Source organism: Rhizobium quercicola, from assembly GCF_021168455.1.
Classification (GTDB): domain Bacteria; phylum Pseudomonadota; class Alphaproteobacteria; order Rhizobiales; family Rhizobiaceae; genus Ferranicluibacter; species Ferranicluibacter quercicola.
Genome location: NZ_JAJOZR010000019.1, coordinates 1 through 26878 on the forward strand (window position 1 = coordinate 1; position 26878 = coordinate 26878).

The window sequence follows — 26878 nt, forward strand, 5'->3', positions numbered from 1 at the left end:
TAAACAAGCGGTTGTCCGACCCGGTGCGCCCCGGATCACCAATCTTGCCCGGCAACAAGGACGCAATCTTTGCCCACTGCCCATCGCTCAGTTCATACCGCTTCGCCGCCATCAAAGGCCTCCGTGATCCAACACGGAGTTCTATGAATCAGCGATCAACCGATTTGGAAAGCCTGAATGTCGATCCGGCCTAGGATTGGTGATATAGTCCTTTTCACTTCTTAGTTGATGCTCAAACCTGCTATTTTTATAGAGTTCGACTAACTTTCTGACATTTGTCATACTCTTTAAAACAGCTCGACACCCCGCGATATCTTGCATTTGACTCATACGCATTGAGGGTTGTCGAGCAAGTTTTGCGTGTATAGACTCCAAACGCTTAGTGCGCTGAGCCACAATCACTTCGTGCTCAAATTTTTTCGATTTATTCCGCAAAGTTATCTGAAAAGTATTGAGCGGATAAGCATGCGCTGAACGCCAGTTATTCAAAATTGCGAGCGCGTCTCCGACTTGCGGCGACCCAACAGGAAGTTTTTGCTTGCCAATCCTTTTACCTGCTAAATCAACATCCTTCCGTTCATATTCAGGAATAGCCCAAGCCACAATCTGACCTCTGCATAATTAAGATTAAAATGAAAAAACGACCTGCGATCAATGATAAATTAATTCTCCTTCAAATGAAATAAGTATATCGCCATAATCGATGTAATATTTTCCTCTCTTCTGCCAACTCGCTCGCCTCCCCCGGAACAACCCACCCCCACCCCAGTTCCCTCCCGAGCCCAAACCTCAGGAGCGCCCCATGACAGCCCTCGCCGACACCTTCATCGCCGCCCTCCACCGCCTCGAATCCGACCGCGATACCGACACCATCGCCGGCCTGTTCGCAGAGGATGCCAGCCTGTCCAGTCCGCTGGTCTCCTATGAGGAGGGCGGGGCGGCGGCGGCGAAGACGTTCTGGTCGCATTATCGCGATGCCTTCGAGGAGATCGTTTCCGAGTTTCGCGCCGTGAGGGAGACGGACGGCGTCGCCTTTCTCGAATGGCGCAGCCGCGGCAGGGTGGCCGGCGTGGCGTTCGATTATGGCGGCGTCAGCGTGCTGGAAGAGGCGGACGGCAAGATCGCGTCGTTCCGCACCTATTTCGACAGCGCCCGCATTCCCCGCGCCCATGCGACTGACGCCCATTCGACCGGCGCCCCTGCGACCGGCGCGCACGTCAAGGGCGGTGACGACCGGACGGCCAGGGCGGAACCGGAGATCGAGCAAACGGGGAAAAACAATCGCGAGGACGATCTGGACACCGCCCAGCGCGACGCCGCCGAGCAGCGCGCCAAGGGCGGCTACAGCTGACCCCGCGCCTCTGAAAAACCGTTTGTAAACAAGGCGGCCAGCCGGACACGGTTCTCACGCCGTCCCGGTTCGTCCGCAGCCGTCGCCGGCTCGGGAGCGGCCGAACCCCGCCACACACCGCCATTTTTTCACCCGTCCATTTCCCCGCGCCGCGAAAACCCCCGCATACTGGGCCCGTTCCGCTCTCGGATACACCGGCAGGCGTGCCGGCGAGGCGGAGCCGGCTGTGGGGCGGAGGGAACGACGTGCGCCTTCCGCATCACGGTCCGCATTACGACCTCCCCCCGAGGCGCCGGCGCAGTGCGCAAGCGATGCTCCAGTACGGTTCGGGTTTGCCTTTGCGGCATGGAGCGTCGTCTCATGGCGCGCCTCCGGGCGCGTCGGGACGGCGGCAGAGAGGCACATGCGGGCAGAAACCGCCGAACGGGGCGCCGGAAGGTGTCATACCTCTATCTATCAACGCGGCAGCTTCCAGCGCCCCGTCCGATCCTCGGCCCGAACGGCCGGACACGACCCGATGCGCCATACCGCGAGGCCGAACCGCCTGCGTGAAGGAGACCGCATGTCCAGACGACGCAAGAGATCCGCCACCCGATGCGCCGCAGCACAGACCCGACCGGCCCGCGCCACCGGCCCCGATCGCCCCGGTCAAACGCCGCCCGCCCGCCACAAAGCCAGCCCATCGCCCGCCGGCCCCGGCAATGCCGGCCCATCTCCTGCCGCCCCCGGCAACGCAGGCCCCCTCAAAGCAGGCCCATCTCCGGCCGGCCCCGGCAACGCCGTCCCAGCGCCCGCCGGCCGCGACAATGCAGGCCCACCACCGGCTGCCTCCCGCAACGCCGGCTTATCGCCGGCTGGGCCCCGCAACGCCGGCTTATCGCCGGCTGGGCCCCGCAACGCCGGCTTATCGCCGGCTGGCCCCGTCGCATCCATCCCCCCACGCCCCGACTCACCAGGTCCCGGCCCCGCGGTCCCCGACGCCGCAGACCCCGTCCCCGCCGGCCCGGCCCCGTCCCGCCCGGCCCCGTCCCGCCCGTTCGAGCCGCGCAGCATCGCCTGCGCCGCCGCCGACATGGTCTTTGCGCCGGCCCTGCTCTGCGACCGCGCCCGCTGCCGCCGGCACCGGCGCTGCAGCCTGCCCGGCACGACGGAGCCCGACCTGAAGGAGGGCGTCTCTCCGCCCATCACCATGTATCCCCGCTGCCTGCTGACGGCACCCACCGAGGTCATCCAGGAATTCCTGACGATCCTCGGCGTTGCGATGCACCTGAAAAAGCGTCTGGTCCCCGGCCTTCTCCGGCTGCTCGCCGACGCCAGCGAGGACAGCCCGTTCCGCGCCCAGAACAACGCCATCTACGCCATCCTCGAAAGCCGCCTCCCCCGCGGCGACCCGCTCAAGGCGGAGTTTCAGGATTTCTGGCGACGGGAGGCGGTGCGGAGTGAGGAGTGAGGAGTGAGCCGTGAGCCGTGAGCCGTGAGCCGGGAATAGGGAATAGGGAATAGGGAATAGGGAATAGGGAATAGGGAATCAAAAAACCAACAAACAAGACGGTAAAAACGGCAGAAGCGAATAACCCCAAGCCTTTTTCCGCCCTGTAAGAAAGGCGACCGGCAAACCAGAGAGCGCCCGTCTCCCTTCCCTCCCAAACCCTATTCGCCACTCCCTATTCGATATTCGCTACTAACCAACCCCGGCTCACGGCTTACTGCTCACGGCTCACCACTCCCCCTTCACTCCGCCGCCTCATCCCGCTCCTCGCCCCGCAACGCCTCCAGCTCGTACCGGTACCCCTCCAGCATCAGATAGGCCTGCTCGATCACCTCGATCTGCCCTTCGGCGCTGCGGATCGCCTCGGCGATGGATTGGGAGCGGGCGCGCAGCATGGAGCCGAGCACGTCGGCGTCCGGGCGGCGGCCGAGGCGGTCCATGTGCTGGCGCACGCGGGTGCGGTGGCGTTCCAGCTCGAGAATGTGGAAGCGGCTCTTGACGATATCGTCGGACAGACGGCGGCGCATGGCGGCCACGGGGTCGAAGCTGCCGGGCTCGCGCTCGTCGAGAATCACCTCGTTGACCAGCGTCTCGATCACCAGCAGGCCCTTGAGGTCGCGGGGGTCGGCCAGCTGCGGGTCGTAGCCGGTATCGTCGAAGATCTTGCGGCGCACGGGATCGCGCAACAGGTCGTAGGCCGCCTGCAGCTTGCCGAAGGCCTCCACGTCGCCACCCTGGTCGGGATGCGCCGTCTTCGCCACCTGGCGATAGGCCGTCTTGATCGCGGCCTCGTCGGCGTCGCGCTCCACGCCCAGCATCGCATAGGGATCGATCACCTTGCCCCCAATCCTCTCGCCGCACCGGCTGTTCCGCCGGTCTTACCATCGGGTGCCGGCCACCCCTGCAGTACCCGCCCCGGCCGCCGGCATCAAGCGTTAGAGCGCCGCACGGCGCCGATCCTGCGCCAGGGTCGCTCCGGCCCTGCTTCGCGGCCGTCCTGCACCGCTTCGGGACACTCCGCCCTGCATCCGACGAAAATGTGGAGGCCCGGCCTTTTTCTGCGATCCGTCGATGATCGCAGCGGCTTGCCAAGGCGCGTATTTGCTGGCAGACATATACCGTTCGGGCTGTTCATCCCGGAGACTGGACTGATGTGGTTGTGCCGCTCGGCGGCGTTCCGGTGGGGAGATCCGCTGTGGACACGGCCGAACGGCAGCATGGGGCGGATGGCCGGCAGGCCTTGCGGCTCCCATGGGCGTAGACGTTCTTTGCTCCCGTACGTGACATCCAGACCGCGTGTTGCATCGACACGCATGACCGCCCGCCTCCCCGGCACCGGGGGTGCGGTTACCACATCCAGGGAAGACCAGAGGACATCCCCATGGCCACCAAAGGCACCGTAAAATTCTTCAACCAGGACAAGGGTTTTGGTTTCATCACTCCGGAAGGCGGCGCGAAGGACGTTTTCGTTCACATCTCCGCTCTCCAGGCCGCCGGCCTCCAGACGCTGAAGGACGGCCAGCAGGTCACCTTCGACACCGAGCCGGATCGCATGGGCAAGGGCCCCAAGGCCGTCAACATCAGCGCTGCCTGATCTGCCGCTGACGACATCCGGAAACGGCGCCCCAGTGGCGCCGTTTCTGTCTCTGGGGCTTGCCCCTTTCCGTCCGGCATCCGCGACCGCGAAAAAAATCCGCAAAAAAATCCGCGCCGCCTCTCCCCGCTCGCGAGGCGCAGGGTAGACTGAGCCCGAAACGACCGGGGACCCGCAGCCCCGTTTCTTTCACCGTTTTTTGAAACCGACCCGCCGGTCTGCCTGCCGCCCCTTCACTCCGCCGCCGCGCGCGCGCCGGCCTCGGAGAGAACGGCCGCGAAGGCCGCCGAGATCACCTCGGGCCCGGCGCCCGCCCGCGTCGCATCGGCCGAGAGAATCTGGCGATACCGCCGCGCGCCCGGCCAGCCCTGAAACAGCCCGACCATGTGCCGCGTCACATGCACCAGCCGCCCGCCGTCCGCGATGTGCCCGGCCGCATAGGCCATCATCGCATCCCGCACGCCGCACCAGAAATCGGGGGATCGCCGATGCCCCGCCTCGGTCAACGCACCGGGATCGACGGCCACGGGCGGAGCGCCGGTCAGCGGATGCGCAAAGGCCGCATCCACCCCGGTCAGCATCGCGCTGTCGTGATAGGCCGCCCGGCCGAGCATCACGCCGTCCAGAGCGGACGGGGTGTCGAGATGGCGAAGCTGCCGCAGGGCATCCTCGAGCGTCGCGAGCCCGCCATTGATGCCGATGAACAGATCGGGGGTCTCCGCCTTGATCCGGTGCACGAGACCATAGTCGAGCGGCGGAATATCGCGATTCTCCTTGGGCGAGAGGCCCTGCAGCCAGGCCTTGCGCGCATGCACCCACAGGCCGTCCACGCCCGCCGCCCGCACGCGGTCGAGCAGCGCGCGCAGCGCGATCTCGGGCTCTTGGTCATCGACGCCGATCCGGCATTTCACCGTCACGGGCACGCCGACCGCCGCCTTCATCGCCGCCACGCAGTCCGCAACCACCTCCGGCTCGCGCATCAGGCAGGCGCCGAACGTGCCGGATTGCACCCGGTCCGACGGGCAGCCGACATTCATGTTGATCTCGCTGTAGCCGAACCCCACGCCGATCCGCGCCGCTTCCGCCAGCTTGCCGGGATTGTTGCCGCCCAGCTGCAACGCCACCGGCGTCTCCGCCACCGCGCACCGCAACAACCGCTCCCGATCCCCCCGCAACACGGCATCAGCAACGATCATCTCGGTATACAGCACCGCATGCGCCGACAGCTGCCGCGCAAAAAAGCGATAATGCCGGTCCGTCCAGTTGATCATGGGGGCGACCGCGAAGACGGGGAGTTTATAAGTCATTGTATTCACGTAATTTCTCGACATTTCATGTTGATGCATTCTCTCAACATGTGGCGCATCGTTGTAATTTCCACGATATCGGCAGGCGTTTCTGGTCGCTGAGTATCACAGTGTAATTCTCGCCTGGAGCATGTCATACCGATGGAAACCAATGTCGCGAGATCGCAAGCGAATGGCACCACTGCCTCTATGGCACAGATCATTTTAAATCGCGACGGGCGAATCGTCCACCGAGAGTTGCCGACGTCCGACCGCAAGATCGCCGCGCGTGCTTAGATCAAGCTATGGGCGCAAATGGCAAAGGCGAGGATGGGCTGGACGCCTTAAATCGGAGAATCAAATGCCGCGAATGGCTATCGAATGTGCTTTTGGCGCAGCACAGCGCGCCTGGGCAGCCTCGTCCGTATCGTCGAAGACCAGACCCTGCCAGTACAGATCATTGGCCCGCTCCCGCGCATCACACCGTAACATGGTCACGTCGAGCAATACTGTCCTGAGGGAGATCTGGATCAAACCGCGACCGTCAAGATCGGAAGCATGTCCGGGAATGCACCGGGTATGGTGCCACTAAGACCCGCGTGCCTTCGGGTAGCGCATGCGATCGAGTGTAACGAGAGACTTCTGTTTTCGCGACACCAAGACACCTTCTAAAGTAAGGCTGTGGTGCACTTCGTAATGCAGTCTCAATCTTTTGGTCAACATCCTAAATTAGGAGGTCGATCACTTTCACCGTGTTGGCGATACTTCAGCCAAGAAGTGAATGGTGCGGTCGAGAAGACTCGAACTTCCACGGGTTGCCCCACAGCGACCTCAACGCTGCGCGTCTACCAATTCCGCCACGACCGCATCGTGGTAGAGCCGAATTGCTCCGGCAGGGGTGCGTTTAGCAAAAGGATTTCAGGGGCACAAGGGCGGAATGCGGAAAAGTTGGCGGTGGTGAAAACTATTTCCGGTGCCTGTGGACAGAGCCCGGAATTCCGCCTTTAACCGCGCGTGAACACGCCCCATCTACAGGGAAACCGGTTGGCCGGATCGCTTTTTCGCGAATGTTACGGCCGATCTCTCATTCGAACGGATCTGCGCGGCCCTGAAATGGCTCTGTGCCGACCGCAGCCTCTTCAGGACGGACCATGCAGCGCGACGCTCTCGACAGTCGTTTTTTCGCCGATGACGGCTGTCCCCCGGTTCGCTGGCGGATCGCGGAGGGCCTTGTGCCCTATGAGGTGGCCGTGGAGACCATGGAGCGCGAGGTGGCGGCGATCGCCGCCGGCGAGGCGGACGAGCTCGTCTGGCTGGTGGAGCATCCGCCGCTCTATACCGCCGGCACGAGTGCCGACGCGGCCGATCTCGTGATGCCCGATCGTTTTCCCGTCTACGCCACCGGCCGCGGCGGCGAATACACCTATCATGGGCCGGGGCAGCGCGTGGTCTATGTCATGCTCGACCTCAAGCGTCGGCGGCAGGACGTTCGCGCCTTCGTGGCGGCGCTCGAGGATCTCGTCATCCGGACGCTTTCCAGCATGAACGTCACCGGCGAGCGGCGCGAGGATCGCGTCGGGGTCTGGGTGCGGCGGCCGGAAAAGGCGCCCCTGCCCGATGGAACGCCGGCGGAAGACAAGATCGCCGCGATCGGCATCCGGCTGCGCCGCTGGGTGAGCTTTCACGGGCTCTCGCTGAACGTGGAGCCCGATCTCGACCATTTCGGCGGGATCGTGCCCTGCGGCATTCGCGGGCATGGCGTCACCAGCCTCGTCGATCTCGGCCTGCCGGTGATGATGGAAGATGCCGATATACGGCTTCGCGATGCGTTCGAGGCCGTGTTCGGGCCGACCGTGACGGAGCCGACCGTCAGTGCGCCGGCTGGCGACGCTCCCGCCAGATCATGAACAGGCCGGAGCCGACGATGATGGCGACGCCCAGCCATTTGGAGGCCGTCGGGAATTCCCCGAAGACGAGATAGCCGAGCACGGTTGCCGCGATGATCTCGAAATAATGCAACGGCGCCAGCACCGAGGCGGGTGCGGCCTGAAAGGCCTTGACCACCATGAGGTGGCCATAGCCGGAAATCGTGCCGAGCGCGATGACCAGCCCCCAGCCGAGCGGCGTGTGCGGCAGCGACGGCACGAAATCGGCAGCGCCCATGCCATGACCGACGGCGATCGTCGCTGCCATGAACAGCGTGCCGCCGACGCCCGCAAAGGTCTGCATCGCCAGCGGACTGTCCGCAGCACCCGAGGCACGGTTCATCAGGAGATAGCAGGCGAAGAGAAAGGCGCAGGCCACCGGCATCAGCGCGGTCAGGCCGAACGCCTGAAAGCTCGGCTGGATGACGATCATCGCGCCGAAGAAGCCGATGCCGATCGCCAGCCATCGCCGCCAGCCGACCTTTTCGCCGAGGATGAGCGCCGACAGGCAGGTGAGGATGAACGGTTCGACGAAGTAGATCGCGAAGACGTCGGCGAGCGGCATGTATTTGACCGACACGAAAAAGAACAGCGATGCGGCCGCCAGCAGAACACCGCGCAGCATGTTGTACCACGGCCTTTGCGGCACGAGGGCCTTCGGACCGCCAAGCCGCAGCAGCATCGGCAGGGTCGCGACGAGCTGGAAGAAGAACCGGTAGAAGGCCACCTGCGCCGGCGACATGCCGCGTTCGACCGCCATATATTTTGCGATGGCATCCATGCAGGGCAGGATCATCATGGCGGTCAGCAGCAGGATCACGCCTCGCATCGCCGTGACAGGCAGGACCGTTGCAGGCAGAGCGGACGAAGATGGACGTGTCATGCGAATCAGGCTCCCGGTCCGGTGTCGGACGCAGCCCATGGCAATGCCCTTGCAGGTTTTTCCGCAAGGCGTGTCCCGACAGATATTTGCCGCTGCAGGCTCTTTTCTTTCCCGGTCGCGGCTGTAGGCTCATGATCATGGAAGGCTCCGGTGAGCGCCGCGTCTTCGGAAGGCGGTCTCGGCACCGGAGCGCGATCAGGGAGAACGCCATGCGCGTATCGACGGAAGCCATGATGGCGATGCTGCGGCAGCCGCGCGACACGGACACGCCCGGTGGGCGGCTGTTTCGCGCCCGCGGCGCGCTCAATCTGAGCCTTGCGGATCTCGCGGAGCGCCTTGCCGTTTCGCCCGAGACGCTTTCGGACTGGGAGCGCGACCGCAGCGAGCCGGAGGGCGACATGCTGGCGCGTCTCGCAGGCCTCTTGGGCGTCACCCCGAGATGGCTGATCGCCGGCATTGCGGAACCCTCCGGCGTGATCCTCTCCCCCGCGGCCGTCCAGGGCCTGCTGGACGAGCTTGCCAGCGCCAAGGCGCTGCATGCGCAGACGGGCAAGGCGATAGAAGCGCTTGAGACCTCGCTTCGCCGCGTCCTAAAGGGTATCTGAAAACCGAGAACCGAATCGTGGACGCTGGTCCGCGTGCCGCCACGACCAATCAAGGCCTACTCACCAAGACCTACACATCCAGGAGACATTTCATGGACGTTCGCGCTGCTGTCGCCGTTCAGGCCGGCAAACCCCTCGAGATCATGACCGTACAACTGGAAGGCCCGCGGGCCGGCGAGGTGCTGGTCGAGGTCAAGGCCACCGGCATCTGCCATACGGACGAATTCACCCTGTCGGGTGCCGATCCGGAAGGTCTGTTTCCCGCCATTCTCGGCCATGAGGGTGCCGGCATCGTGGTCGATGTCGGACCGGGCGTCACGTCGCTGAAGAAGGGCGACCATGTCATTCCGCTCTACACGCCGGAATGCCGCGAATGCTATTCGTGCCTGTCGCGCAAGACGAACCTCTGCACCTCCATCCGCGCCACGCAGGGCCAGGGCCTGATGCCGGACGGCACGTCGCGGTTTTCGATCGGCAAGGACAAGATCTTCCACTACATGGGCTGCTCCACCTTCGCGAACTTCACGGTCCTGCCGGAAATCGCGCTTGCCAAGGTGAACCCGGACGCGCCCTTCGACAAGATCTGCTATATCGGCTGCGGCGTGACGACCGGCATCGGCGCCGTCATCAACACGGCGAAGGTCGAGATCGGCTCGACCGCCATCGTCTTCGGCCTCGGCGGCATCGGCCTCAACGTGCTGCAAGGCCTGCGTCTTGCCGGCGCGGACATGATCATCGGCGTCGACATCAACAATGATCGCAAGGCCTGGGGCGAAAAGTTCGGCATGACGCATTTCGTCAATCCGAAGGACGTCGGCGACGACATCGTGCCCTATCTGGTAAACCTGACGAAGCGCAACGGCGATACGATCGGCGGCGCCGACTATACCTTCGACTGCACCGGCAACACGAAGGTCATGCGCCAGGCGCTCGAATCGTCGCATCGCGGCTGGGGCAAGTCCGTCATCATCGGCGTTGCCGGCGCGGGCCAGGAAATCTCCACACGCCCCTTCCAGCTGGTCACCGGCCGCAACTGGATGGGCACCGCCTTTGGCGGCGCGCGCGGCCGCACCGACGTGCCGAAGATCGTCGAATGGTACATGGAGGGCAAGATCCAGATCGATCCGATGATCACCCATACGATGCCGCTCGAGGACATCAACAAGGGCTTCGACTTGATGCATTCGGGCGAAAGCATCCGCGGCGTCGTGGTCTACTGATGCCGGAAACCGCCTACACGGTCGATCTGCGGACGATGGACGCCCTGTCCGCAGGCGACCTGTATGCGCTGCTGAAACTGCGCGTCGATGTCTTCGTCGTGGAGCAGCAATGCGCCTACCCGGAACTGGACGGCAGGGACGCAGCGTCCCTGCATCTGCGGCTGATCGAGGGCGGCGAGCTCGTCGCCTCCGCCCGATTGCGGACGCCGCCGCAGCCGGGCGCGCAGGCGCGTATCGGCCGCGTCGTCGTCTCACCGGATCACCGCGGCCGGCGGCTCGGAGAGGCCCTGATGCGCGAGGCCATCTCGGCCTGCGAAACGACGTTTCCCGGCGCGCCGATCGCGCTTTCGGCGCAGAGCCATCTGCGCGCGTTCTATGCCGGCTTTGGCTTCGTCGCGACCTCGGACGAGTATCTCGAAGACGGCATTCCGCATGTGGATATGCTGCGGCCCGCCTCACCCCGATCCACGGACATCCCATGATCTACGTCGATGCCGATGCCTGCCCCGTCAAGCCCGAGATCCTCAAGGTGGCCGAGCGGCACGCCCTGCCGGTGACGCTGGTGGCCAATTCCGGGCTCAGGCCATCGCGCGATCCGATGGTGACCAATGTCATCGTGTCCGCCGGTTTCGATGCGGCCGACGACTGGATCGCGGAACGTGCCGGCCCCGGCGATGTCGTGATCACCGCGGATGTGCCGCTGGCCGGTCGCTGCGTGGCCAGGGGTGCGCTGGTGACGGGGCCGACGGGCCGCGTTTTCGATGTCGCGAATATCGGGATGGCGACCGCCATGCGGGACCTCGGCGCCCATCTTCGCGAGACCGGCGAAAGCCGCGGCTTCAATGCCGCCTTCACGGCCCGCGACCGCTCGGCCTTTCTCGAAACGCTCGACCGGCTCTGCCGTCGCGCGAAGCAGGCCTGAGGCGATGGCGCGGGCGCGCAGCGGGCTCATTCCCCGGCGACACCTCCCCTTCACGCTCGGCGCGATCGTTGCCGCCCTGTCGCTGCCGATCGGTTTCATCGAAAGTGGACGATTTGCCATCGAGCTTGCCGCCGTTCTCTTCTTCCTCGTCTACCTCGTCATGATCGCGATCCGTATTCCCAGGCTCAGCGGCGCCTATCTCAAGGAAAACGCCGCCGGCACCGACGAGCCCGAAATCGTCATCCTCGGCGTCACGCTCGCCGCCGTCGTCATCTGCCTCGTCTCCCTGTTTCAGGCGTTGAACGAGAAGGATGGCGCACCGCTGGCCGACCAGATCCTCGCCTTCGCCTCGGTCGCGCTCGGCTGGCTGACGGTTCACACGATGGCGGCGATCCATTATGCGCATCGCTACTGGAGCCCGGAGCTTTCCGATGTCGGCGCGGGAGAGAACGGCGACCGCCGCGGCCTCGACTTTCCTGGAACGGACATGCCGGGGATCTTCGATTTCCTCTACTTCTCCTTCGTCATCGGCATGACGGCGCAGACGTCGGATGTCGCGATCAACACGACGGCGATGCGCAAGATCAACCTTCTGCACGCCATCATATCCTATTTCTTCAACACCGTGCTCATCGCCGTGGCGGTCAATGCTGCGGTTGCCCTGCTCTAACGCATCGTCCGGTTTGCCTTAAGGGAGCCTCCCATGAAAGTCCTGTCCCAGAACGTCGCCTTCGGTGGCATGCAAGGCGTCTACTCGCACCGCTCGGAAGCTTGCGACTGCGATATGACCTTTGCCGTCTTCGTACCGCCGCAGGCCGTCAGCCAGCCCTGCCCGGTCGTCTGGTATCTCTCCGGCCTGACCTGCAGCCATGCCAACGTCATGGAAAAGGGCGAGTACCGGCGACTTGCGGCCGAACTCGGCCTCATCATCGTCTGCCCGGACACGAGCCCGCGCGGCGACGATGTGGCCGACGAAGCGGCGAACTGGCAGATGGGCAAGGGCGCGGGCTTCTATCTCGATGCGACGCAGGCGCCGTGGGCCCGCCATTATCGCATGGAGACCTATATCACGCAGGAGCTTCCGGCGCTGATCGCCGCGCAGTTCCGCGCGGACATGAACCGTCAGGCGATCTTCGGCCACTCCATGGGCGGACATGGCGCGATGACGATCGCCCTGAAGAACCCGGAACGTTTCCGCAGCTGCTCGGCCTTCGCCCCCATCGTCCAGCCTTCGACGGCCGACTGGTCCGTCGGTGCCTTCGAAAAATATCTCGGCGCGGACACGGCTGCCTGGCGCGCCTACGACGCCTGCGCGCTGGTCGAAGACGGCGCGCGCTTCCCCGAATTCCTGATCGATCAGGGGACGGCCGACGGGTTCCTCGAAAACGGCCTGCGCCCGTGGCTGTTCGAGGAGGCGATCAAGGGCACAGGCATCGCGCTGACGCTGCGCATGCAGGAGCGCTACGATCACTCCTACTATTTTATCTCAACCTTCATGGACGATCACCTGCGGTGGCATGCGGAGCGGCTGGCCTGATGCCGGGGACGACAGACCGCGCACAGGCGGCGGCCGTCCGTGCCATGAGGACAGCGCCATGCTGAACGTCCTCCTCGTCGCACTGGGCGGCGCGCTCGGCTCCGTCCTTCGTTATCTCTGCGGCGTCGCCGGTGTCCGGCTGATGGGCGCCGGCTTTCCCTGGGGTACGCTGTTCGTCAACGTCACCGGCTCGTTCCTCATCGGCGTGTTTTCGGAGGTCATCGTGCGGCGTTTCGGCGCCTCGCCGGAGTTGCGCCTCTTCCTCGTCACCGGCATCCTCGGCGGCTACACCACCTTCTCGGCCTTCTCGCTCGATGCGGCGATGCTTGCCGAACAGGGTCAAGTCGGCGCGGCGGCGCTCTATATCGGCCTGAGCCTCATGCTTTCCGGCCTCGCCGTCGTTGCAGGTCTGGCCCTGATGCGCGCAATCGTCTAAAGCGGGCGCTTGACGACGATGATGGATGGTGGGCCTCTGGCCGCCAAGGACGAAAGACCACTGACATGGCGGGTATCGAGCACAAGACGGTGGAAGCCGACGAAAACGGCATGCGCCTCGATCGCTGGTTCAAGCTGCATTATCCCGGCCTCGGATTCGGGCCGCTGCAGAAGCTGCTCCGCTCCGGCCAGGTCCGCGTGAACGGCGGTCGTGTGAAATCCGACTTTCGGGTGGAAGCCGGCCAGACGGTCCGCATTCCGCCGATGGATGTCGATGAAAACCGCAAGTCGGGGCCGATCCCGAGCCATGACCTGAAGCACTCCTCCGACCACGAGCTGCTGTCGCGCATGCTGCTGCACGAAGACGCGAAGGTGATCGTGCTGAACAAGCCGCCGGGCATCGCCGTGCAGGGTGGCTCCGGCCTCAACCGCCATATCGACCAGATGCTGGAGGCCTGGACGAGCCCGAAGGGCGAGAAGCCGCGTCTGGTACACCGGCTCGACCGCGACACGTCCGGCGTGCTGGTCGTGGCGCGCACCCGCGGGGCGGCCCAGAAGCTGACCGCGGCATTTCGCGAACGCGACACGAAGAAGACCTACTGGTCGCTGGTGAAGGGCGTTCCGCGCAAGCGCGAGGACAAGGTATCGTCCTGGCTCGTCAAGGAGCAGACCCCTGATGGCGACCGTATGCGCATCGCGCGCCACGGCGACGACGGCGCCGATCATGCGATTTCCTACTACCGCGTTCTGGAGCAGGCCGGCCAGAATTTCGCCTGGCTGGAGATGGAGCCCTATACGGGCAGGACCCACCAGCTGCGCGTCCATGCCCTCCATATCGGCCATCCGATCATCGGCGACCCGAAGTATTTCGACGACGCCCCCGGCTGGAATTTCCCGAGCGGCGTCCAGAACCGGCTCCACCTTCATGCGCGCAAGATCGACATTCCCCATCCCGAGGGCGGACGCCTGACGATCACGGCGCCGATGCCCCAGCACATGGTCCAGACCTGGAACCTCTTCGGTTTCGACATGGCCAATGCCGGAGAGGAATGATGCGGCTCGTCCTGTTCGATTGCGACGGCACGCTGGTCGATAGCGCCGGCGTGATCCACGCCACCATGGCGCGGACCTTCGAGGCTTTCGATCTCACACCGCCGGCGCTTGGCGACACGAAGGCGATCATCGGCCTGACGCTGGACATCGCCATCGCCCGGCTGACCGGCGAACTGCATGTCAACGACCGGGCGCGCGCGATGACGGCCCATTACAAGGCCATCTACACGGACGTTCGCGCTGCCGGCATGTCCGAGCTGCCCTTTCCCGGCATCGCCGCCATGATGGAAATGCTCGCGCGGCGCGATGACCTCGTGATCGGTGCGGTCACGGGGAAATCCCGGCGCGGGCTCGATCTCATCCGCACGTCGCACGGCTTCGATTTCGCGGTCTCGCGCACTGCGGACGACTGCCCGTCCAAACCGCACCCCGCCATGGTGACCGAATGCTGTGCGGAAGCCGGTTTCGATCCGCGCGACACGCTTGTCATCGGCGACGCGATTTACGATATGCAGATGGCGAAGGGTGCGGGCGCCACGGCCATCGGCGTTTCCTGGGGCTATGCGCCTGCCAGCGCCCTCCTCGCCGCCGGCGCCGACCATATCGTCCAGACGCCGGACGATATTCTTGCCCTGCTGGAGACTGCGCATGTCTGATATCCGCGACGAATTCACCAACACCTTCAGCGATCCGGACCCGGTTCGCCGCGCGCAGATCCAGATGCTGAAGCCCCTGCCGAAGCGTTTCTACAAGGAGGTCTCGATCGGCCGCAGCGAGAGCAACGGCTTCTCGATCTTGTTGGACGGTCGTCCGATCAAGACGCCGGCCAAGCAGGTTCTGGCCGCGCCGACCGAGAGACTGGCCGAGCTTCTGGCGGCGGAATGGGAGGCACAGGTCGAGACCATCGATCCCGGCACCATGCCTGTGACGCGGCTGGTCAATAGCGCGCTGGATGGCGTGGCCAAGAACATTCGCGGCGTGTTCGAGGACATCCTGAACTTCGCCGGGACCGATATGCTGTGCTACCGCGCCGACCAGCCGGAGGGGCTCGTCGCCCGCCAGCAAGCGCAGTGGGATCCGATTCTTGCCTGGATGTCGGACGCGTTCGGTGCCCGTTTCATCCTTGCGGAGGGCGTCATCCATCAGCGTCAGCCGCAGGCGGCCATTTCGGCCTTTGCCGAAGCGTTGCGGGCTTATGCAACGCCGCTCGGGCTCTCCGCCATCCATGCCATGACGACCCTCACCGGCTCCGCCATCCTGCCGCTTGCCATTGCCGAGCGTCGCCTGAGCGTGGACGAAGCCTGGGCGCTCGCCCATCTCGACGAGGACTGGCAGATCGAGCATTGGGGGACGGACGACGAAGCGTTTCAGCGGCGCGAGCTGCGCTGGCGCGACATGCAGGCAGCCAATGCCGTGCTCGATTCGCTCCGGACGGCCTGACCCTCAGGCCGTCAGCTTCAGGCCGGCGATACCCGCGACGATGAGGCCGATGCAGCCGAGCCGAAGCGCGGTTGCGGGCTCCGCAAACAGCACGATACCGAGAATGACGGTTCCGACCGTGCCGATGCCGGTCCAGATCGCATAGGCCGTTCCGAGCGGCAGGGTGCGCAGCGCCATGCCGAGAAGCACGATGCTGGCCACCATGGCGGCGACGGTCAGAATGGTTGGAAGCGGCCTGGAAAAGCCCTCGGTGTATTTCAGGCCGATGGCCCAACCGATTTCGAACAATCCGGCGAGAAACAGCAGAAACCAGGACATGGAGATCACTCCTTCGAGGCGCGAGGTCGTCCCCGCAGGGGTGTGAAGGTGCGGTCGTCCGCCGAGTTCCTATGCCACATTTCGCGCCGGCGGGCAATCTTCAGTGGTCGCCGCCACGCTCCTTGCGCAGCTTGTCCCACCATTCCAGGCGCTTGCGAATGTCGCGCTCGAAGCCGCGTTCGGGCGGATCGTAAAATTTCTGACGGCCCATCTTCTCGGGAAAATAATCCTGACCGGAGAACGCGTCGGGCTCGTCGTGATCGTAGCGGTAACCGTCTCCATAGCCCTCGCCCTTCATGAGCTTGGTCGGAGCGTTGAGAATGTGCTTGGGTGGCAGCAGCGAGCCGTTCTGCTTGGCCGCCCGCATCGCCGTCTTGTAGGCTGTGTAGACGGCGTTCGATTTCGGCGCGGTCGCGAGATAGACGCAGGCCTGCGCCAGCGCCAGTTCCCCTTCCGGCGAACCGAGATAGTCATAGGCATCCTTGGCGGCATTGCAGACGACGAGCGCCTGCGGATCGGCCAGCCCGATATCCTCGACGGCCATGCGCACCAGACGCCGTCCGAGATAGAGCGGGTCCTCTCCCGCATCGAACATGCGGCAGAGATAGTAGAGCGCCGCATCCGGGTCCGAGCCGCGCACCGCCTTGTGCAGCGCCGAGATCAGATTGTAGTGGCCGTCCTGCCCTTTGTCATAGACGGGCGCCCGACGCTGGACCACATCCTGCAGCCCCGCGACATCGAAGGTCTCGCCTTTGCGGGCCGCGCGCCAGACCTCTTCGGCCAGCGTCAGCGCCGCCCGTCCGTCGCCATCCGCCATGCGGATCAGGCTCGCCCGTGCGTCGCCGTCGAGCGGCAACGGCTTGCCTTCGGTCGCCTCGGCGCGGCTCAGGAGTTCCGCCAGGCTCTCCGCGTCATGCGAGCGGAAGGTGAGCACACGCGCGCGCGACAGAAGAGCCGCATTGAGCTCGAAGGAGGGGTTTTCCGTGGTGGCGCCGACGAGGATGATCGTCCCGTCTTCCATCACCGGCAGGAAGCTATCCTGCTGCGCGCGATTGAAGCGATGAATCTCGTCCACGAAGAGCAGGGTCTGGCGGCCCGACATGCGGCGCGCCCGGGCCGTTTCGAAAACCTTCTTCAGGTCGGCGACGCCGGAGAAGATCGCCGAGATCTGCTCGAAGGCCAGTCCCGTCTCGCCGGAGAGAAGCCGCGCGACGGTGGTCTTGCCCGTGCCCGGCGGCCCCCAGAAGATCATCGAGCCGAGCGAACCCGAATCGATCATGCGCCGCAATGCGCCGTCTTCTCCGGTCAGATGCGCCTGGCCCGTGACATCCGCCAGCGTCTGCGGACGCAGCCGGTCCGCCAGCGGCCGCTTTGCCTGCATCCCCTCGGGCTCGTGCGGCGCGAACAGATCGCTCATCGGAAGAACTGGCGGATCCGCTGACCGTCGCGCAGGATTTCCACACGCCAGAAGGCCGGATCGTCCGCCGTCGCCTTGACCAGCGTCTCGGTCTTGTCGATCGGCACGCCGTTGACCGCCAGAATGATGTCCTTCGGCGCGAAGCCGACGCGGGCGGCGGGCGAACCGCGGTTGACGGCCGTGATCACGACGCCTTCGGACGTCGCGGGCATGCGGAGCTCGTCGGCCAGAGGCGGCGAGAGGTTTCCGACGACCGCGCCGGCAAAGGGCGTCCGGCCCTCGATCAGCCGTTCGTCGCGCGGGGCCGTCTCCGGCGCCCGCTCGAGCCGCAGCACGACATCGCGCACCTTGCCGTTGTCGGCGACGCTCAGCCGCGCATCCTTGCCGATGCCCACAGTGGTCAGGCGATAGCCGAGCGCATCCGGGTGCTCGACCGGAATGCCATTGACGGCGGTCACGACCTCGCCGGGGCGAATGCCGGCCTTCTCGGCCGGCCCGCCTTCGATGACCGAACTGACGAGCGCGCCGCGCGCACGATCGAGTCCCAGGGCGTCGGCGACTTCCGACGTCACGGGCTCGAAGCTCGCGCCGATGAAGGGCCGCACGAAGCTCCCCGTGCCGCCCTTGGCCGATTCGATGAAGACTTTGACGAGATTGGCCGGAATGGCAAAGCCGACACCATTCGACCCGCCGCCGCGCGAGAAAATCGCGGTGTTGATGCCGATCAGTTCGCCCTTCATATCGATCAGGCCACCACCGGAATTGCCCGGGTTGATCGCGGCATCCGTCTGGATGAAAAAGCCGAAGTCGCTGCCCGGCGTCACCTGGTTGCGCGCCAGCGCCGACACGATGCCGCTCGTCACCGTCTGACCGACGCCGAAGGGGTTGCCGATCGCGAGCACAAGGTCGCCGACCTCGACGCTATCGGAATCACCGAGCGGGATCGTCTGGAACGGGGCCGTTCCCTCGATCTTGAGAACGGCGAGATCCAGCCGGTCATCCTTCAGAACAACCTTCGATTCGAACTCGCGGCCATCCGCCAGCGCCACCTTGATGTCGTCGGCACCCTCAATGACATGGTTGTTGGTCACCACGATGCCATCCGCGCCGACGATCACGCCGGACCCGAGCGACGACTGCTTTTCCGAGCGGTTCGGCATGCGCTGGCCGAAGAACTGCTGCAGGAAGGGATCGTCGGCCAGCGGCGAGCGGCTTTCCACGAGCTTCTCCGCATAGACGTTCACCACGGCATTCGCGGTCTGCTTGACGAGCGGAGAGAAGGACATCTGCATGTCCGCCCGGCTTTCCGGGACCGTCTTCGTCGTGCCGCCCGTTGCCGGGCTCGTCGCGGCCACGGGTGTCGCCACCGCGCTCGTCTTCAGCTGGTCCACCGTGGGAGAGGACTCGCTGAGATCGGTCGGCGCCACGAAATGCGCAAGGAACATGATGATGACGAGGCCGGCAATGCCGGACAGGACGAGCGACAGTGGCGAGCGACGCATGGAGAACCCTTGGTGAAACGAGGATTGGCCGGAGCGATACGGATGAACGCGTGTCCACCTGAAACCCCGGTTCGTTGTTCTATGACATTGTCCGACGGCGAAGCGAACAGGCTCCGTCCGGAAATGCCCTCGCGATGAGAAATAGGATGAAGCGCCCGGAAAGCAAAGACATTGTCCGCTGCAAAAACACGACGCGCATCGGTGCGCCGGCCATCATGCGCGAGCAAGTGCCCGAACGGAAACAGCCGGACTTTCGCCCGGCTGTTTTCAAAATGCAAAGATCTGACGAGATCAGGCTGCTTCGGCGGCGTCCGCTTCGGCTGCAACGCGGGCCTTGTCGGCTGCGCCCTTGGCATCGACGTCGCGATCGACGAATTCGATAACAGCGATCGGCGCGTTGTCGCCCTGACGATAGCCGGCCTTCATGATGCGAAGGTAGCCGCCGTTGCGGGTGGCGTAGCGCGTTGCGATCGCGTCGAACAGCTTGGCGACGACGGTGACGTCACGGATCTGCGAGATGGCCTGACGACGAGCGTGCAGGTCGCCGCGCTTGCCGAGCGTGACGAGCTTCTCGACGATCGGGCGGATTTCCTTGGCCTTCGGCAGGGTCGTGATGATCTGCTCGTGCTGGATCAGCGACGCCGCCATGTTGGCGAACATCGCCTTACGGTGGCTGGCGGTACGGTTCAGCTTGCGGCCGGCTTTCTGGTGGCGCATGGCTATTCTCCTTTATGCAGGTGTCGCTCTCTCTGGAGGACCTGCCGTTTCCTGGCACATACAGGCACCGCGCCATGTCCGGCCGGGCCTGCTGTTTGACGGGGAAAGGCAGAGTTTGGACCTGCCTTGTCTATTTTTCACATCGCGGAATGCGAGCGGAACACCGCTTCACATCTTGCCTCATTCCGCGATCAATACTGGTCTTCGTAACGCTTTGCGAGATCTTCGATGTTCTCGGGCGGCCATGCGGGCACTTCCATGCCGAGATGCAGGCCCATGGAAGCGAGAACTTCCTTGATTTCGTTCAGCGACTTGCGGCCGAAGTTCGGAGTCCGGAGCATCTCGGCTTCCGTCTTCTGAATGAGGTCGCCGATGTAGACGATGTTGTCGTTCTTCAGGCAGTTTGCCGAGCGAACCGACAGTTCGAGTTCGTCCACCTTCTTGAGGAGTGCCGGGTTGAACGCGAGTTCGGTAACGGCTTCCTCTTCGGCTTCCTTCTGCGGCTCGTCGAAGTTGACGAAGACACCGAGCTGGTCCTGAAGAATACGCGCTGCGAAGGCAACGGCATCTTCACCGGTGACGGAACCATCGGTCTCGATCGTCATGGACAGCTTGTCGTAGTCGAGAACCTGGCCTTCACGGGTGTTTTCCACCTTGTAGGACACTTTCTTGACCGGCGAGTAGAGGCTGTCGACCGGGATGAGACCGATCGGCGCATCTTCCGAACGGTTACGATCCGCCGGAACATAGCCCTTGCCGTTGTTGACCGTGAACTCCATGCGGATCTCTGCGCCCTCGTCGAGCGTGCAGATGACATGGTTCGGGTTCAGGATCTCGATGTCGCCGACCGTCTGGATGTCGCCAGCCGTGACCACACCCGGGCCTTGCTTGCGAACGACCATGCGCTTGGCATCGTCGCCGTCCATCTTGATGGCGATCTCCTTGATGTTCAGGACGATGTCCGTGACATCTTCGCGAACGCCCGGGATCGACGAGAACTCATGCAGAACGCCGTCGATCTGCACGGCCGTTACAGCGGCCCCGCGCAGCGACGAGAGAAGAACGCGGCGCAGCGCGTTGCCGAGCGTCAGACCGAAGCCACGTTCCAGCGGTTCCGCGACAAGGCTAACCTTGGTGCGGCCGGAAGACGTGAACTCGACCTTGTTCGGCTTGATCAGTTCCTGCCAGTTTTTCTGAATCATATGTTTTGCCTTCCGTTCGTTGCCACCATCCATTCGTGGCAACGGAGCCCTGAAGCGCCGGCGAGAGCGATCTCCCGCCGGACCTGATGACGAGTGCGTATCAGACGCGGCGCTTCTTGCGCGGACGGCAACCATTGTGCGGGATCGGCGTCACGTCGCGGATGGACGTGATCATGAAGCCGGCGGCCTGCAGAGCGCGCAGCGCCGATTCACGGCCGGAACCCGGGCCGGTGACTTCGACTTCGAGCGTCTTCATGCCGTGTTCCTGCGCCTTCTTGGCAGCATCTTCAGCGGCGATCTGCGCGGCAAACGGGGTCGACTTGCGCGAGCCCTTGAAGCCCTTCGAGCCGGCCGACGACCATGCAATGGCATTGCCCTGCGCATCGGTGATGGTGATCATCGTGTTGTTGAACGACGAGTTCACGTGGGCGACGCCCGTCGAGATATTCTTGCGTTCGCGACGACGTACGCGTGTGGCTTCCTTGGCCATGTTTACCCTTTCACGGATCTCTGCACCGCCGTAATTCCAGCGGCTACACCGGGGAGCCCTGCTCCCCACTTTCATCAGCAAAGCCGGAACCCCAGAAGGGCTCCCCGGCATCGCGGCGATATCAACGCTGCCGTATTTCCAGCAGCTCCACCGAATGATGGCCAAGCCATCTTCGACATACCAAAAAGAGGCCGGCGCTTCGCACCAGCCCCCTCACCCCCGTTTCCGGGAGATTATTTCTTCTTGCCGGCAATCGCCTTTGCCGGACCCTTGCGGGTGCGGGCATTGGTGTGCGTGCGCTGGCCGCGGACGGGCAGCGAGCGGCGATGACGCAGGCCGCGGTAGCAGCCGAGATCCATCAGACGCTTGATGTTCATCGACGTCTCGCGACGCAGGTCGCCTTCGACCTGGTATTCGCGGTCGATGGCTTCGCGGATCTGAAGAACTTCAGCATCCGTGAGCTGATGCACGCGGCGTTCAGCCGGGATACCGACCTTCTCGACGATTTCCTGTGCGAATTTCGGTCCGATCCCGTGAATATAGGTCAGCGCGATAACAACGCGCTTTGCCGTCGGGATGTTGACGCCAGCGATACGAGCCACGTCTGTTCTCCTTGCTTCCAGTTGCCATCCGGCAATAGGTGCTTCTATGCAGCCTTGAATAGCCGTCAGTTTCAATTTTCGTTCGGAACACGGGACAAATGCCGAGCCCGGACTTCACTTGTGAAATCCGCGCCATTCCCCTGCATGTTGCGAGTTAGCGCGGTCTTTAGACGGAATCGGCCGGAAAAGTCAACTCCCGGCCAGTCCTTTTCTTGTCCAACAAGGCTTTGCGCCCGGTCTCGTCAGGCTTCGGCCGCGGCCGAAGCAAGAATCTCGTTGATCTGTCGCGTGACCGTTTCCACAGGCGCCATGCCGTCGAGCGTCTTCAGCTCTCCGGTCTTGGCATAATGCTGCGAAAGCGGTGCGGTCTTCTCGCGATATTCGACAAGACGCTTCTTAACCGATTCTGGATTGTCGTCCGAGCGAACTTTACCGCCGGCGGCCAATGTTTCCGCGACTCGATTCTCGATCCGGCGCAGAAGGGCGGCTTCATCGACCTTCAGCTCGATAACCGCGTCCAGCTTCAGCCCCTTGCCCTCCAGCATCTGACCGAGAGCGACGGCCTGCGGAACCGTCCGCGGGTAGCCGTCCAGAATGAAGCCGTTGGCGCAATCGTCGGCGTCGATACGATCCGACACGATCTCGTTGACGATCTCGTCGGACACGAGCTGGCCCGCGTCCATGACCGCCTTTGCTCGCTTGCCGACATCGCTCTCCTCTGCGACGGCGGCCCGCAGCATGTCACCGGTCGACAACTGGGGAATGCCGAAGCGTTCCGTCAGAAGCTTGGCCTGCGTTCCCTTGCCGGCCCCGGGCGGTCCTAAAAATATCAGTCTCATCGGCCCCTCTTCCCTCCACGCAACTTCGACTTCTTGATCAGCCCCTCATACTGCTGGGCGATCAGATGACCCTGGATCTGTGCTACAGTATCAAGCGTCACGCTGACAACAATCAAAAGCGACGTACCACCAAGGTAGAAGGGCACGCCGGTCTGCGCGATGACGAATTCCGGCAGGATGCAGACGAAGATCAGATAGATCGCGCCGACGACAGTGATGCGCGTCAGGACGTAGTCGATGTACTCGGCCGTGCGTTCGCCCGGGCGAATCCCGAGAATGAAGCCGCCGTGCTTCTTCAGATTGTCGGCCGTGTCCTTCGGATTGAAGACGATCGCCGTGTAGAAGAAGGCGAAGAAGGCGATCATGGCGGCATAGAGCACCATGTAGAGCGGCTGGCCGTGGGCGAGCGAGCCGACGATCGCTGTCGCCCAGCCCGGAAGCGTGGCGCTGCCGGCGAAGCCCGCGAGCGTTGCCGGCAGCAGCAGCAGCGACGAGGCGAAGATCGCGGGGATGACGCCGGCGGTGTTCAGCTTCAGCGGCAGGTGCGAGGTGTCGCCCTGGAACATGCGGTTGCCGACCTGGCGCTTCGGATACTGGATCAGCAGCCGACGCTGGGCGCGTTCGACGAACACGATCAGCGCGATGACGCCGACGACCATGATGATGATGCCAAGAATCAGCGGCGTGGACAGAGCGCCCGTACGGCCAAGCTCGAGCGTACCGGCAAGGGCTGTCGGCAGGTGCGCGACGATGCCGGCGAAGATGATCAGCGAGATGCCGTTGCCGATGCCGCGCGAGGTGATCTGCTCGCCGAGCCACATCAGGAACATCGTGCCGCCGAGCAGCGAGATGACGGTGGACACGCGGAAGAACCAGCCCGGATCGTTCACGAGACCGTTGCCGCTCTCAAGGCCGACCGCGATGCCATAGGCCTGCAGCAGGCCGAGCAGCACGGTGCCGTAACGCGTGTACTGGTTGATGATCTTGCGGCCCTGCTCGCCCTCCTTCTTCAGCTGTTCGAGCGAGGGAACGACCGAGGTCATGAGCTGGACGATGATCGACGCGGAGATATAGGGCATGATTCCGAGCGCGAAGATCGCCATGCGCGAGACCGCGCCGCCGGAAAACATGTTGAAGAGGCCGAGGATGCCGCCGCTCTGTCCCTGAAAGGCCTGGGCGAACGCATCGGGGTTCAGACCCGGAAGCGGGATATAGGTGCCGAGCCGGTAGACCAGCAGCGCGCCGAGCGTAAACCAGAGGCGCTTCTTGAGGTCCTCCGCCTTCGCGAACGTTCTGAAATTGAGATTGGAGGCGAGCTGTTCCGCTGCAGAAGCCATGCGATTCTCCGCGTAGCCAGTTCCGAACCCGCGGCGTCAGACCCGGCCGACTCCGGAAAAGCTTGAATTACGTTTCTGCACGACGTCTTAGAACCAAATCGATTGAAAGAGCAATCATGCGCTTGTCGATATCTCCGGGCATATCGTCACATCCACCAGGGAATGTCGTCCGGTCGCCCCGGAAATCCGGCCCGAAGATGCTGGCCAACCGACCGGCACCCCCTGCCCTCTACGCCTCGCCCGCGCTTCCCGCGCGTCCTCCAGACGCAATAAACCGCCCGGTGTGTAACACCCCGGGCGGTCCGTCTTCAAGATTATTCGCTGGCAGCGACCGGCTTGACAGACAGCAGCTTGATGGAGCCGCCGGCCTTCTCGATCTTTTCGATCGCGGACTGCGAGGCGCCGGCCACTTCGATCGTGACCTTGCCCGTCAGTTCGCCGTCCGAGAGAACGCGGACGCCGTCGCGAGCGCGACGGATGATGCCGGCAGCCTTCAGCGCAGCGGCATCGATCGTTGCAGCAGCGTCCAGCTTCTTGGCGTCGATCGCGGTCTGGATGCGGCCGAGCGATACGACAACAAAATCCGAACGGAAGATGTTGTTGAAACCGCGCTTCGGCAGACGACGGTAGATGGGCATCTGACCGCCTTCAAAGCCGTTGATGGCGACGCCGGAACGGGCCTTCTGACCCTTGACGCCGCGGCCGGCCGTCTTGCCGGAGCCCGAGCCGATACCACGGCCCAGACGCTTGCGCGAATGGGTGGCACCTTCGTTGTCTCTGATTTCATTCAGCTTCATGATGGTATCTCCCTCACTTCTCGTCGATAACGCGGACGAGGTGCTGGACGGACCGGATCATGCCGCGAACGGAAGGCGTGTCTTCCAGCGTGCGCACCCGGTGCATCTTGTTGAGACCCAGGCCGATCAGCGTTGCGCGCTGGCTGGCGGGGCGGCGGATGGGGCTGCCGATCTGCTCGACAGTAACCGTCTTACCGGTGGTTTCAGTGGCCATCGTACGGACTCCCTTATTCTTCCGACGTGACGCCAGCCGCTTCGCGACGGGCCTGCAGCGTGGCGAACTTGAGGCCGCGCTGTGCCGCGATGTCCTTCGGGTGCATCTGGTTCTTCAGAGCATCGAAGGTGGCGCGGATCATGTTGTAGGGGTTGGACGAACCGGTCGACTTTGCAACGACGTCGTGCATGCCGAGCGTTTCGAAAACGGCGCGCATCGGGCCGCCGGCGATGATGCCGGTACCGGCCTTGGCCGAACGCAGCAGGACCTTGCCGGCGCCGTGGCGGCCGTGAACGTCATGATGCAGGGTGCGGCCGGAGCGCAGCGGAACGAAAATCAGTTCGCGCTTGGCGGCTTCGGTGGCCTTGCGGATGGCTTCCGGCACTTCGCGTGCCTTGCCATGACCGAAGCCGACGCGGCCCTTCTGGTCGCCGACGACGACGAGAGCAGCGAAGCCGAAACGACGGCCGCCCTTCACCACCTTGGCGACGCGGTTGATAGCGACGAGCTTGTCAACGAATTCGCTGTCGCGCTCTTCACGGTTCTGGCGGTCGTCGCGAGAACCTCTTCTTTCTTGTGCCATTGTCCTTTTCCTTTTTCTTTTCCGGGTGCAATCGGCAGATTGATCGGTGCCGCCCCTCGATGGTCGGAGAGTACGGCGAATTCCCGACAAGGCTGCGGCCCGGATATACCGGGCCGGCCCGTCGTGGAAATGGGAGCCTTACGTGTCTTCGTCAGATTCGGAAAGCCGGTTTTCGACTTTCCCAACCGAACTCAGAAGTTGAGGCCACCTTCGCGGGCGGCTTCAGCCAGGGCCTTGATGCGGCCATGATAGATGAAGGCGCCACGATCGAAAACGACGTCCTTGACGCCGGCTTCGGATGCACGCTCCGCGAGGAGCTTGCCGACGGCAGCAGCTGCCGCCGTGTCGGCGCCCGTCTTCAGAGACGTGCGCAGACCGGTGTCGAGCGTCGAAGCGGACGCCAGCGTCGTGCCGGCGACATCGTCGATGACCTGTGCGTAGATGTTCTTCGACGAGCGATGAACCGACAGGCGCGGACGGCCGTTGGCGACCGCCTTGATTTGACGACGAACGCGCGAAGCGCGACGTACAAGATTATCTTTCCTGCTAGCCATTTCGCGTGATCCTTACTTCTTCTTGCCTTCTTTGCGGATGATCCGCTCGTTCGCGTACTTGACGCCCTTGCCCTTGTAGGGCTCGGGGCCGCGATATTCGCGAATCTCTGCGGCCACCTGGCCGACCTGCTGCTTGTTGATGCCCGAGACGACGATTTCCGTCGGCTTGGGAACAGCGATCGTGATGCCTTCCGGCGTCTGGTAGACGACGTCATGGCTGAAGCCGAGTGCCAGCTGCAGGTTCTTGCCCTGCAGGGCCGCGCGGTAACCGACGCCGTTGATCTCGAGCTTGCGCTCGAAGCCATCCTTAACGCCCTTCAGGATGTTCTCGACCATCGTGCGGGACATGCCCCACTTGGAACGAGCATCCTTGGACTGGCTGACCGGCTCGACGACAACGGCGTTGTCTTCCAGCTTTACAGAAACTTCGTCGTTCGCGACGAAGAACAGTTCGCCCTTCGGGCCCTTTGCCGTCACCCTCTGTCCATCGACAGTCGCGGTGACACCAGCGGGAACCTGAACGGGCTTCTTACCGATACGAGACATGTTTCAATCCTGTCTGTTCG

The 26878-nt window shown here is 63.8% G+C and carries 32 protein-coding genes, 1 tRNA gene and 1 pseudogene; 14 read left to right on the forward strand and 20 right to left on the reverse strand.

Translation table 11 applies throughout. The features are described 5' to 3' along the window. A pseudogene (locus LRX75_RS21845) lies at window positions 1-112 on the reverse strand (IS5/IS1182 family transposase); the annotation flags it as partial. 29 nt (window positions 113-141) lie between these two features. Then, complete coding sequence (locus LRX75_RS23360) at window positions 142-603, reverse strand: RelA/SpoT domain-containing protein (RefSeq protein WP_231816742.1); 462 nt, start codon at window positions 601-603, stop codon at window positions 142-144. 199 nt (window positions 604-802) lie between these two features. On the opposite strand from LRX75_RS23360, the gene LRX75_RS21855 reads away from it, so the two are divergent. Continuing rightward, window positions 803-1351: a nuclear transport factor 2 family protein gene (locus tag LRX75_RS21855; RefSeq protein ID WP_231816743.1), complete on the forward strand. Its 549-nt coding sequence runs from the start codon at window positions 803-805 to the stop codon at window positions 1349-1351. A 1072-nt stretch (window positions 1352-2423) separates the two neighbouring features. Continuing rightward, window positions 2424-2801, forward strand: a complete 378-nt coding sequence (locus LRX75_RS21860; RefSeq protein WP_231816744.1) for a hypothetical protein — start codon at window positions 2424-2426, stop codon at window positions 2799-2801. Between the two features lie 281 nt (window positions 2802-3082). Here LRX75_RS21860 and LRX75_RS21865 read toward each other — a convergent pair whose 3' ends face one another. After that, window positions 3083-3658: a DnaJ domain-containing protein gene (locus tag LRX75_RS21865; RefSeq protein WP_231816769.1), complete on the reverse strand. Its 576-nt coding sequence runs from the start codon at window positions 3656-3658 to the stop codon at window positions 3083-3085. A 563-nt stretch (window positions 3659-4221) separates the two neighbouring features. On the opposite strand from LRX75_RS21865, the gene LRX75_RS21870 reads away from it, so the two are divergent. Next, window positions 4222-4434, forward strand: a complete 213-nt coding sequence (locus LRX75_RS21870; protein ID WP_062473876.1) for a cold-shock protein — start codon at window positions 4222-4224, stop codon at window positions 4432-4434. 233 nt (window positions 4435-4667) lie between these two features. Here the strand turns inward: LRX75_RS21870 and dusA are convergent, their stop codons facing one another. Together dusA and LRX75_RS21880 are read right to left on the reverse strand one after the other, a co-directional pair. Next, the gene (dusA, locus tag LRX75_RS21875) at window positions 4668-5741 is read right to left on the reverse strand and encodes a tRNA dihydrouridine(20/20a) synthase DusA (protein ID WP_338110347.1); all 1074 of its coding nucleotides are present in this window, start codon (window positions 5739-5741) and stop codon (window positions 4668-4670) included. A 761-nt stretch (window positions 5742-6502) separates the two neighbouring features. Then, window positions 6503-6587 (reverse strand) — tRNA-Leu (locus tag LRX75_RS21880). A 284-nt stretch (window positions 6588-6871) separates the two neighbouring features. On the opposite strand from LRX75_RS21880, the gene lipB reads away from it, so the two are divergent. Continuing rightward, window positions 6872-7627 carry a lipoyl(octanoyl) transferase LipB gene (gene lipB / locus LRX75_RS21885; RefSeq protein WP_231816746.1) on the forward strand — a complete coding sequence of 252 codons (756 nt, stop codon included), beginning with the start codon at window positions 6872-6874 and terminating at the stop codon, window positions 7625-7627. On the opposite strand, the gene LRX75_RS21890 is transcribed toward lipB, so the two are convergent. Continuing rightward, window positions 7590-8474: a DMT family transporter gene (locus tag LRX75_RS21890; protein WP_231816770.1), complete on the reverse strand. Its 885-nt coding sequence runs from the start codon at window positions 8472-8474 to the stop codon at window positions 7590-7592. The two genes, lipB and LRX75_RS21890, sit on opposite strands and share 38 nt — an antisense overlap. A gap of 263 nt (window positions 8475-8737) precedes the next feature. On the opposite strand from LRX75_RS21890, the gene LRX75_RS21895 reads away from it, so the two are divergent. The 10 genes from LRX75_RS21895 to LRX75_RS21940 all read left to right on the forward strand — a co-directional run bounded on the left by LRX75_RS21895 (window position 8738) and on the right by LRX75_RS21940 (window position 15740). Beyond that, window positions 8738-9133, forward strand: coding sequence for a helix-turn-helix domain-containing protein (locus LRX75_RS21895; RefSeq protein WP_231816747.1), 396 nt, complete (start codon window positions 8738-8740; stop codon window positions 9131-9133). A gap of 92 nt (window positions 9134-9225) precedes the next feature. Next, entirely contained in the window at window positions 9226-10353 is a 1128-nt protein-coding gene (locus tag LRX75_RS21900; protein WP_231816748.1) for an S-(hydroxymethyl)glutathione dehydrogenase/class III alcohol dehydrogenase, read from the forward strand. Beyond that, on the forward strand, window positions 10353-10835 hold the full coding sequence (locus tag LRX75_RS21905; RefSeq protein ID WP_231816749.1) for a GNAT family N-acetyltransferase: 483 nt from the start codon (window positions 10353-10355) through the stop codon (window positions 10833-10835). Before LRX75_RS21900 ends, LRX75_RS21905 begins: the two co-directional genes overlap by 1 nt. Further along, window positions 10832-11275 (forward strand): YaiI/YqxD family protein, encoded by a 444-nt coding sequence (locus tag LRX75_RS21910; RefSeq protein ID WP_231816750.1) that lies wholly within the window; start codon window positions 10832-10834, stop codon window positions 11273-11275. The genes LRX75_RS21905 and LRX75_RS21910 overlap by 4 nt, the downstream gene beginning before the upstream one ends. Window positions 11276-11279: 4 nt before the next feature. After that, the gene (locus LRX75_RS21915) at window positions 11280-11945 is read left to right on the forward strand and encodes a DUF1345 domain-containing protein (protein ID WP_231816751.1); all 666 of its coding nucleotides are present in this window, start codon (window positions 11280-11282) and stop codon (window positions 11943-11945) included. A 33-nt stretch (window positions 11946-11978) separates the two neighbouring features. Further along, entirely contained in the window at window positions 11979-12812 is an 834-nt protein-coding gene (gene fghA, locus LRX75_RS21920) for an S-formylglutathione hydrolase (protein ID WP_231816752.1), read from the forward strand. A gap of 58 nt (window positions 12813-12870) precedes the next feature. Then, complete coding sequence (crcB, locus tag LRX75_RS21925) at window positions 12871-13248, forward strand: fluoride efflux transporter CrcB (protein WP_231816753.1); 378 nt, start codon at window positions 12871-12873, stop codon at window positions 13246-13248. A 65-nt stretch (window positions 13249-13313) separates the two neighbouring features. After that, complete coding sequence (locus LRX75_RS21930; RefSeq protein WP_231816754.1) at window positions 13314-14300, forward strand: RluA family pseudouridine synthase; 987 nt, start codon at window positions 13314-13316, stop codon at window positions 14298-14300. Beyond that, on the forward strand, window positions 14300-14956 hold the full coding sequence (locus LRX75_RS21935) for an HAD-IA family hydrolase (protein WP_231816771.1): 657 nt from the start codon (window positions 14300-14302) through the stop codon (window positions 14954-14956). Before LRX75_RS21930 ends, LRX75_RS21935 begins: the two co-directional genes overlap by 1 nt. After that, window positions 14949-15740: an ATP12 family chaperone protein gene (locus LRX75_RS21940; protein ID WP_231816755.1), complete on the forward strand. Its 792-nt coding sequence runs from the start codon at window positions 14949-14951 to the stop codon at window positions 15738-15740. Before LRX75_RS21935 ends, LRX75_RS21940 begins: the two co-directional genes overlap by 8 nt. 3 nt (window positions 15741-15743) lie before the next feature. On the opposite strand, the gene sugE is transcribed toward LRX75_RS21940, so the two are convergent. The 14 genes from sugE to rplF form a co-directional block, all read right to left on the reverse strand. Beyond that, window positions 15744-16058 (reverse strand): quaternary ammonium compound efflux SMR transporter SugE, encoded by a 315-nt coding sequence (gene sugE / locus LRX75_RS21945; RefSeq protein WP_231816756.1) that lies wholly within the window; start codon window positions 16056-16058, stop codon window positions 15744-15746. A 100-nt stretch (window positions 16059-16158) separates the two neighbouring features. Further along, a complete protein-coding gene (locus LRX75_RS21950; RefSeq protein WP_231816757.1) occupies window positions 16159-17475 on the reverse strand; it encodes a replication-associated recombination protein A in 1317 nt (438 codons plus the stop codon). Next, window positions 17472-18767, reverse strand: coding sequence for a DegQ family serine endoprotease (locus tag LRX75_RS21955; protein ID WP_231816772.1), 1296 nt, complete (start codon window positions 18765-18767; stop codon window positions 17472-17474). The genes LRX75_RS21950 and LRX75_RS21955 overlap by 4 nt, the downstream gene beginning before the upstream one ends. Before the next feature lie 501 nt (window positions 18768-19268). Next, the gene (gene rplQ, locus LRX75_RS21960) at window positions 19269-19694 is read right to left on the reverse strand and encodes a 50S ribosomal protein L17 (protein WP_062596569.1); all 426 of its coding nucleotides are present in this window, start codon (window positions 19692-19694) and stop codon (window positions 19269-19271) included. Between the two features lie 191 nt (window positions 19695-19885). Beyond that, the gene (locus LRX75_RS21965; protein WP_062468254.1) at window positions 19886-20896 is read right to left on the reverse strand and encodes a DNA-directed RNA polymerase subunit alpha; all 1011 of its coding nucleotides are present in this window, start codon (window positions 20894-20896) and stop codon (window positions 19886-19888) included. A 100-nt stretch (window positions 20897-20996) separates the two neighbouring features. Continuing rightward, the gene (rpsK, locus tag LRX75_RS21970; RefSeq protein ID WP_062468256.1) at window positions 20997-21386 is read right to left on the reverse strand and encodes a 30S ribosomal protein S11; all 390 of its coding nucleotides are present in this window, start codon (window positions 21384-21386) and stop codon (window positions 20997-20999) included. A 233-nt stretch (window positions 21387-21619) separates the two neighbouring features. Beyond that, window positions 21620-21988, reverse strand: coding sequence for a 30S ribosomal protein S13 (gene rpsM, locus LRX75_RS21975; protein ID WP_062468258.1), 369 nt, complete (start codon window positions 21986-21988; stop codon window positions 21620-21622). A 242-nt stretch (window positions 21989-22230) separates the two neighbouring features. Further along, on the reverse strand, window positions 22231-22827 hold the full coding sequence (locus tag LRX75_RS21980; RefSeq protein ID WP_231816758.1) for an adenylate kinase: 597 nt from the start codon (window positions 22825-22827) through the stop codon (window positions 22231-22233). Then, window positions 22824-24164 carry a preprotein translocase subunit SecY gene (gene secY / locus LRX75_RS21985; RefSeq protein ID WP_231816759.1) on the reverse strand — a complete coding sequence of 447 codons (1341 nt, stop codon included), beginning with the start codon at window positions 24162-24164 and terminating at the stop codon, window positions 22824-22826. The genes LRX75_RS21980 and secY overlap by 4 nt, the downstream gene beginning before the upstream one ends. Window positions 24165-24478: 314 nt before the next feature. Continuing rightward, the gene (rplO, locus tag LRX75_RS21990) at window positions 24479-24961 is read right to left on the reverse strand and encodes a 50S ribosomal protein L15 (protein ID WP_113151902.1); all 483 of its coding nucleotides are present in this window, start codon (window positions 24959-24961) and stop codon (window positions 24479-24481) included. Between the two features lie 13 nt (window positions 24962-24974). Further along, window positions 24975-25175: a 50S ribosomal protein L30 gene (gene rpmD, locus LRX75_RS21995; protein WP_062596574.1), complete on the reverse strand. Its 201-nt coding sequence runs from the start codon at window positions 25173-25175 to the stop codon at window positions 24975-24977. 13 nt (window positions 25176-25188) lie between these two features. Then, entirely contained in the window at window positions 25189-25758 is a 570-nt protein-coding gene (gene rpsE / locus LRX75_RS22000) for a 30S ribosomal protein S5 (protein WP_062468268.1), read from the reverse strand. Between the two features lie 191 nt (window positions 25759-25949). Beyond that, window positions 25950-26312, reverse strand: a complete 363-nt coding sequence (gene rplR, locus LRX75_RS22005) for a 50S ribosomal protein L18 (RefSeq protein WP_062468270.1) — start codon at window positions 26310-26312, stop codon at window positions 25950-25952. Window positions 26313-26324: 12 nt separating this feature from the next. Further along, a complete protein-coding gene (gene rplF / locus LRX75_RS22010) occupies window positions 26325-26858 on the reverse strand; it encodes a 50S ribosomal protein L6 (protein WP_231816760.1) in 534 nt (177 codons plus the stop codon). Between the last annotated feature and the right edge of the window lie 20 nt (window positions 26859-26878).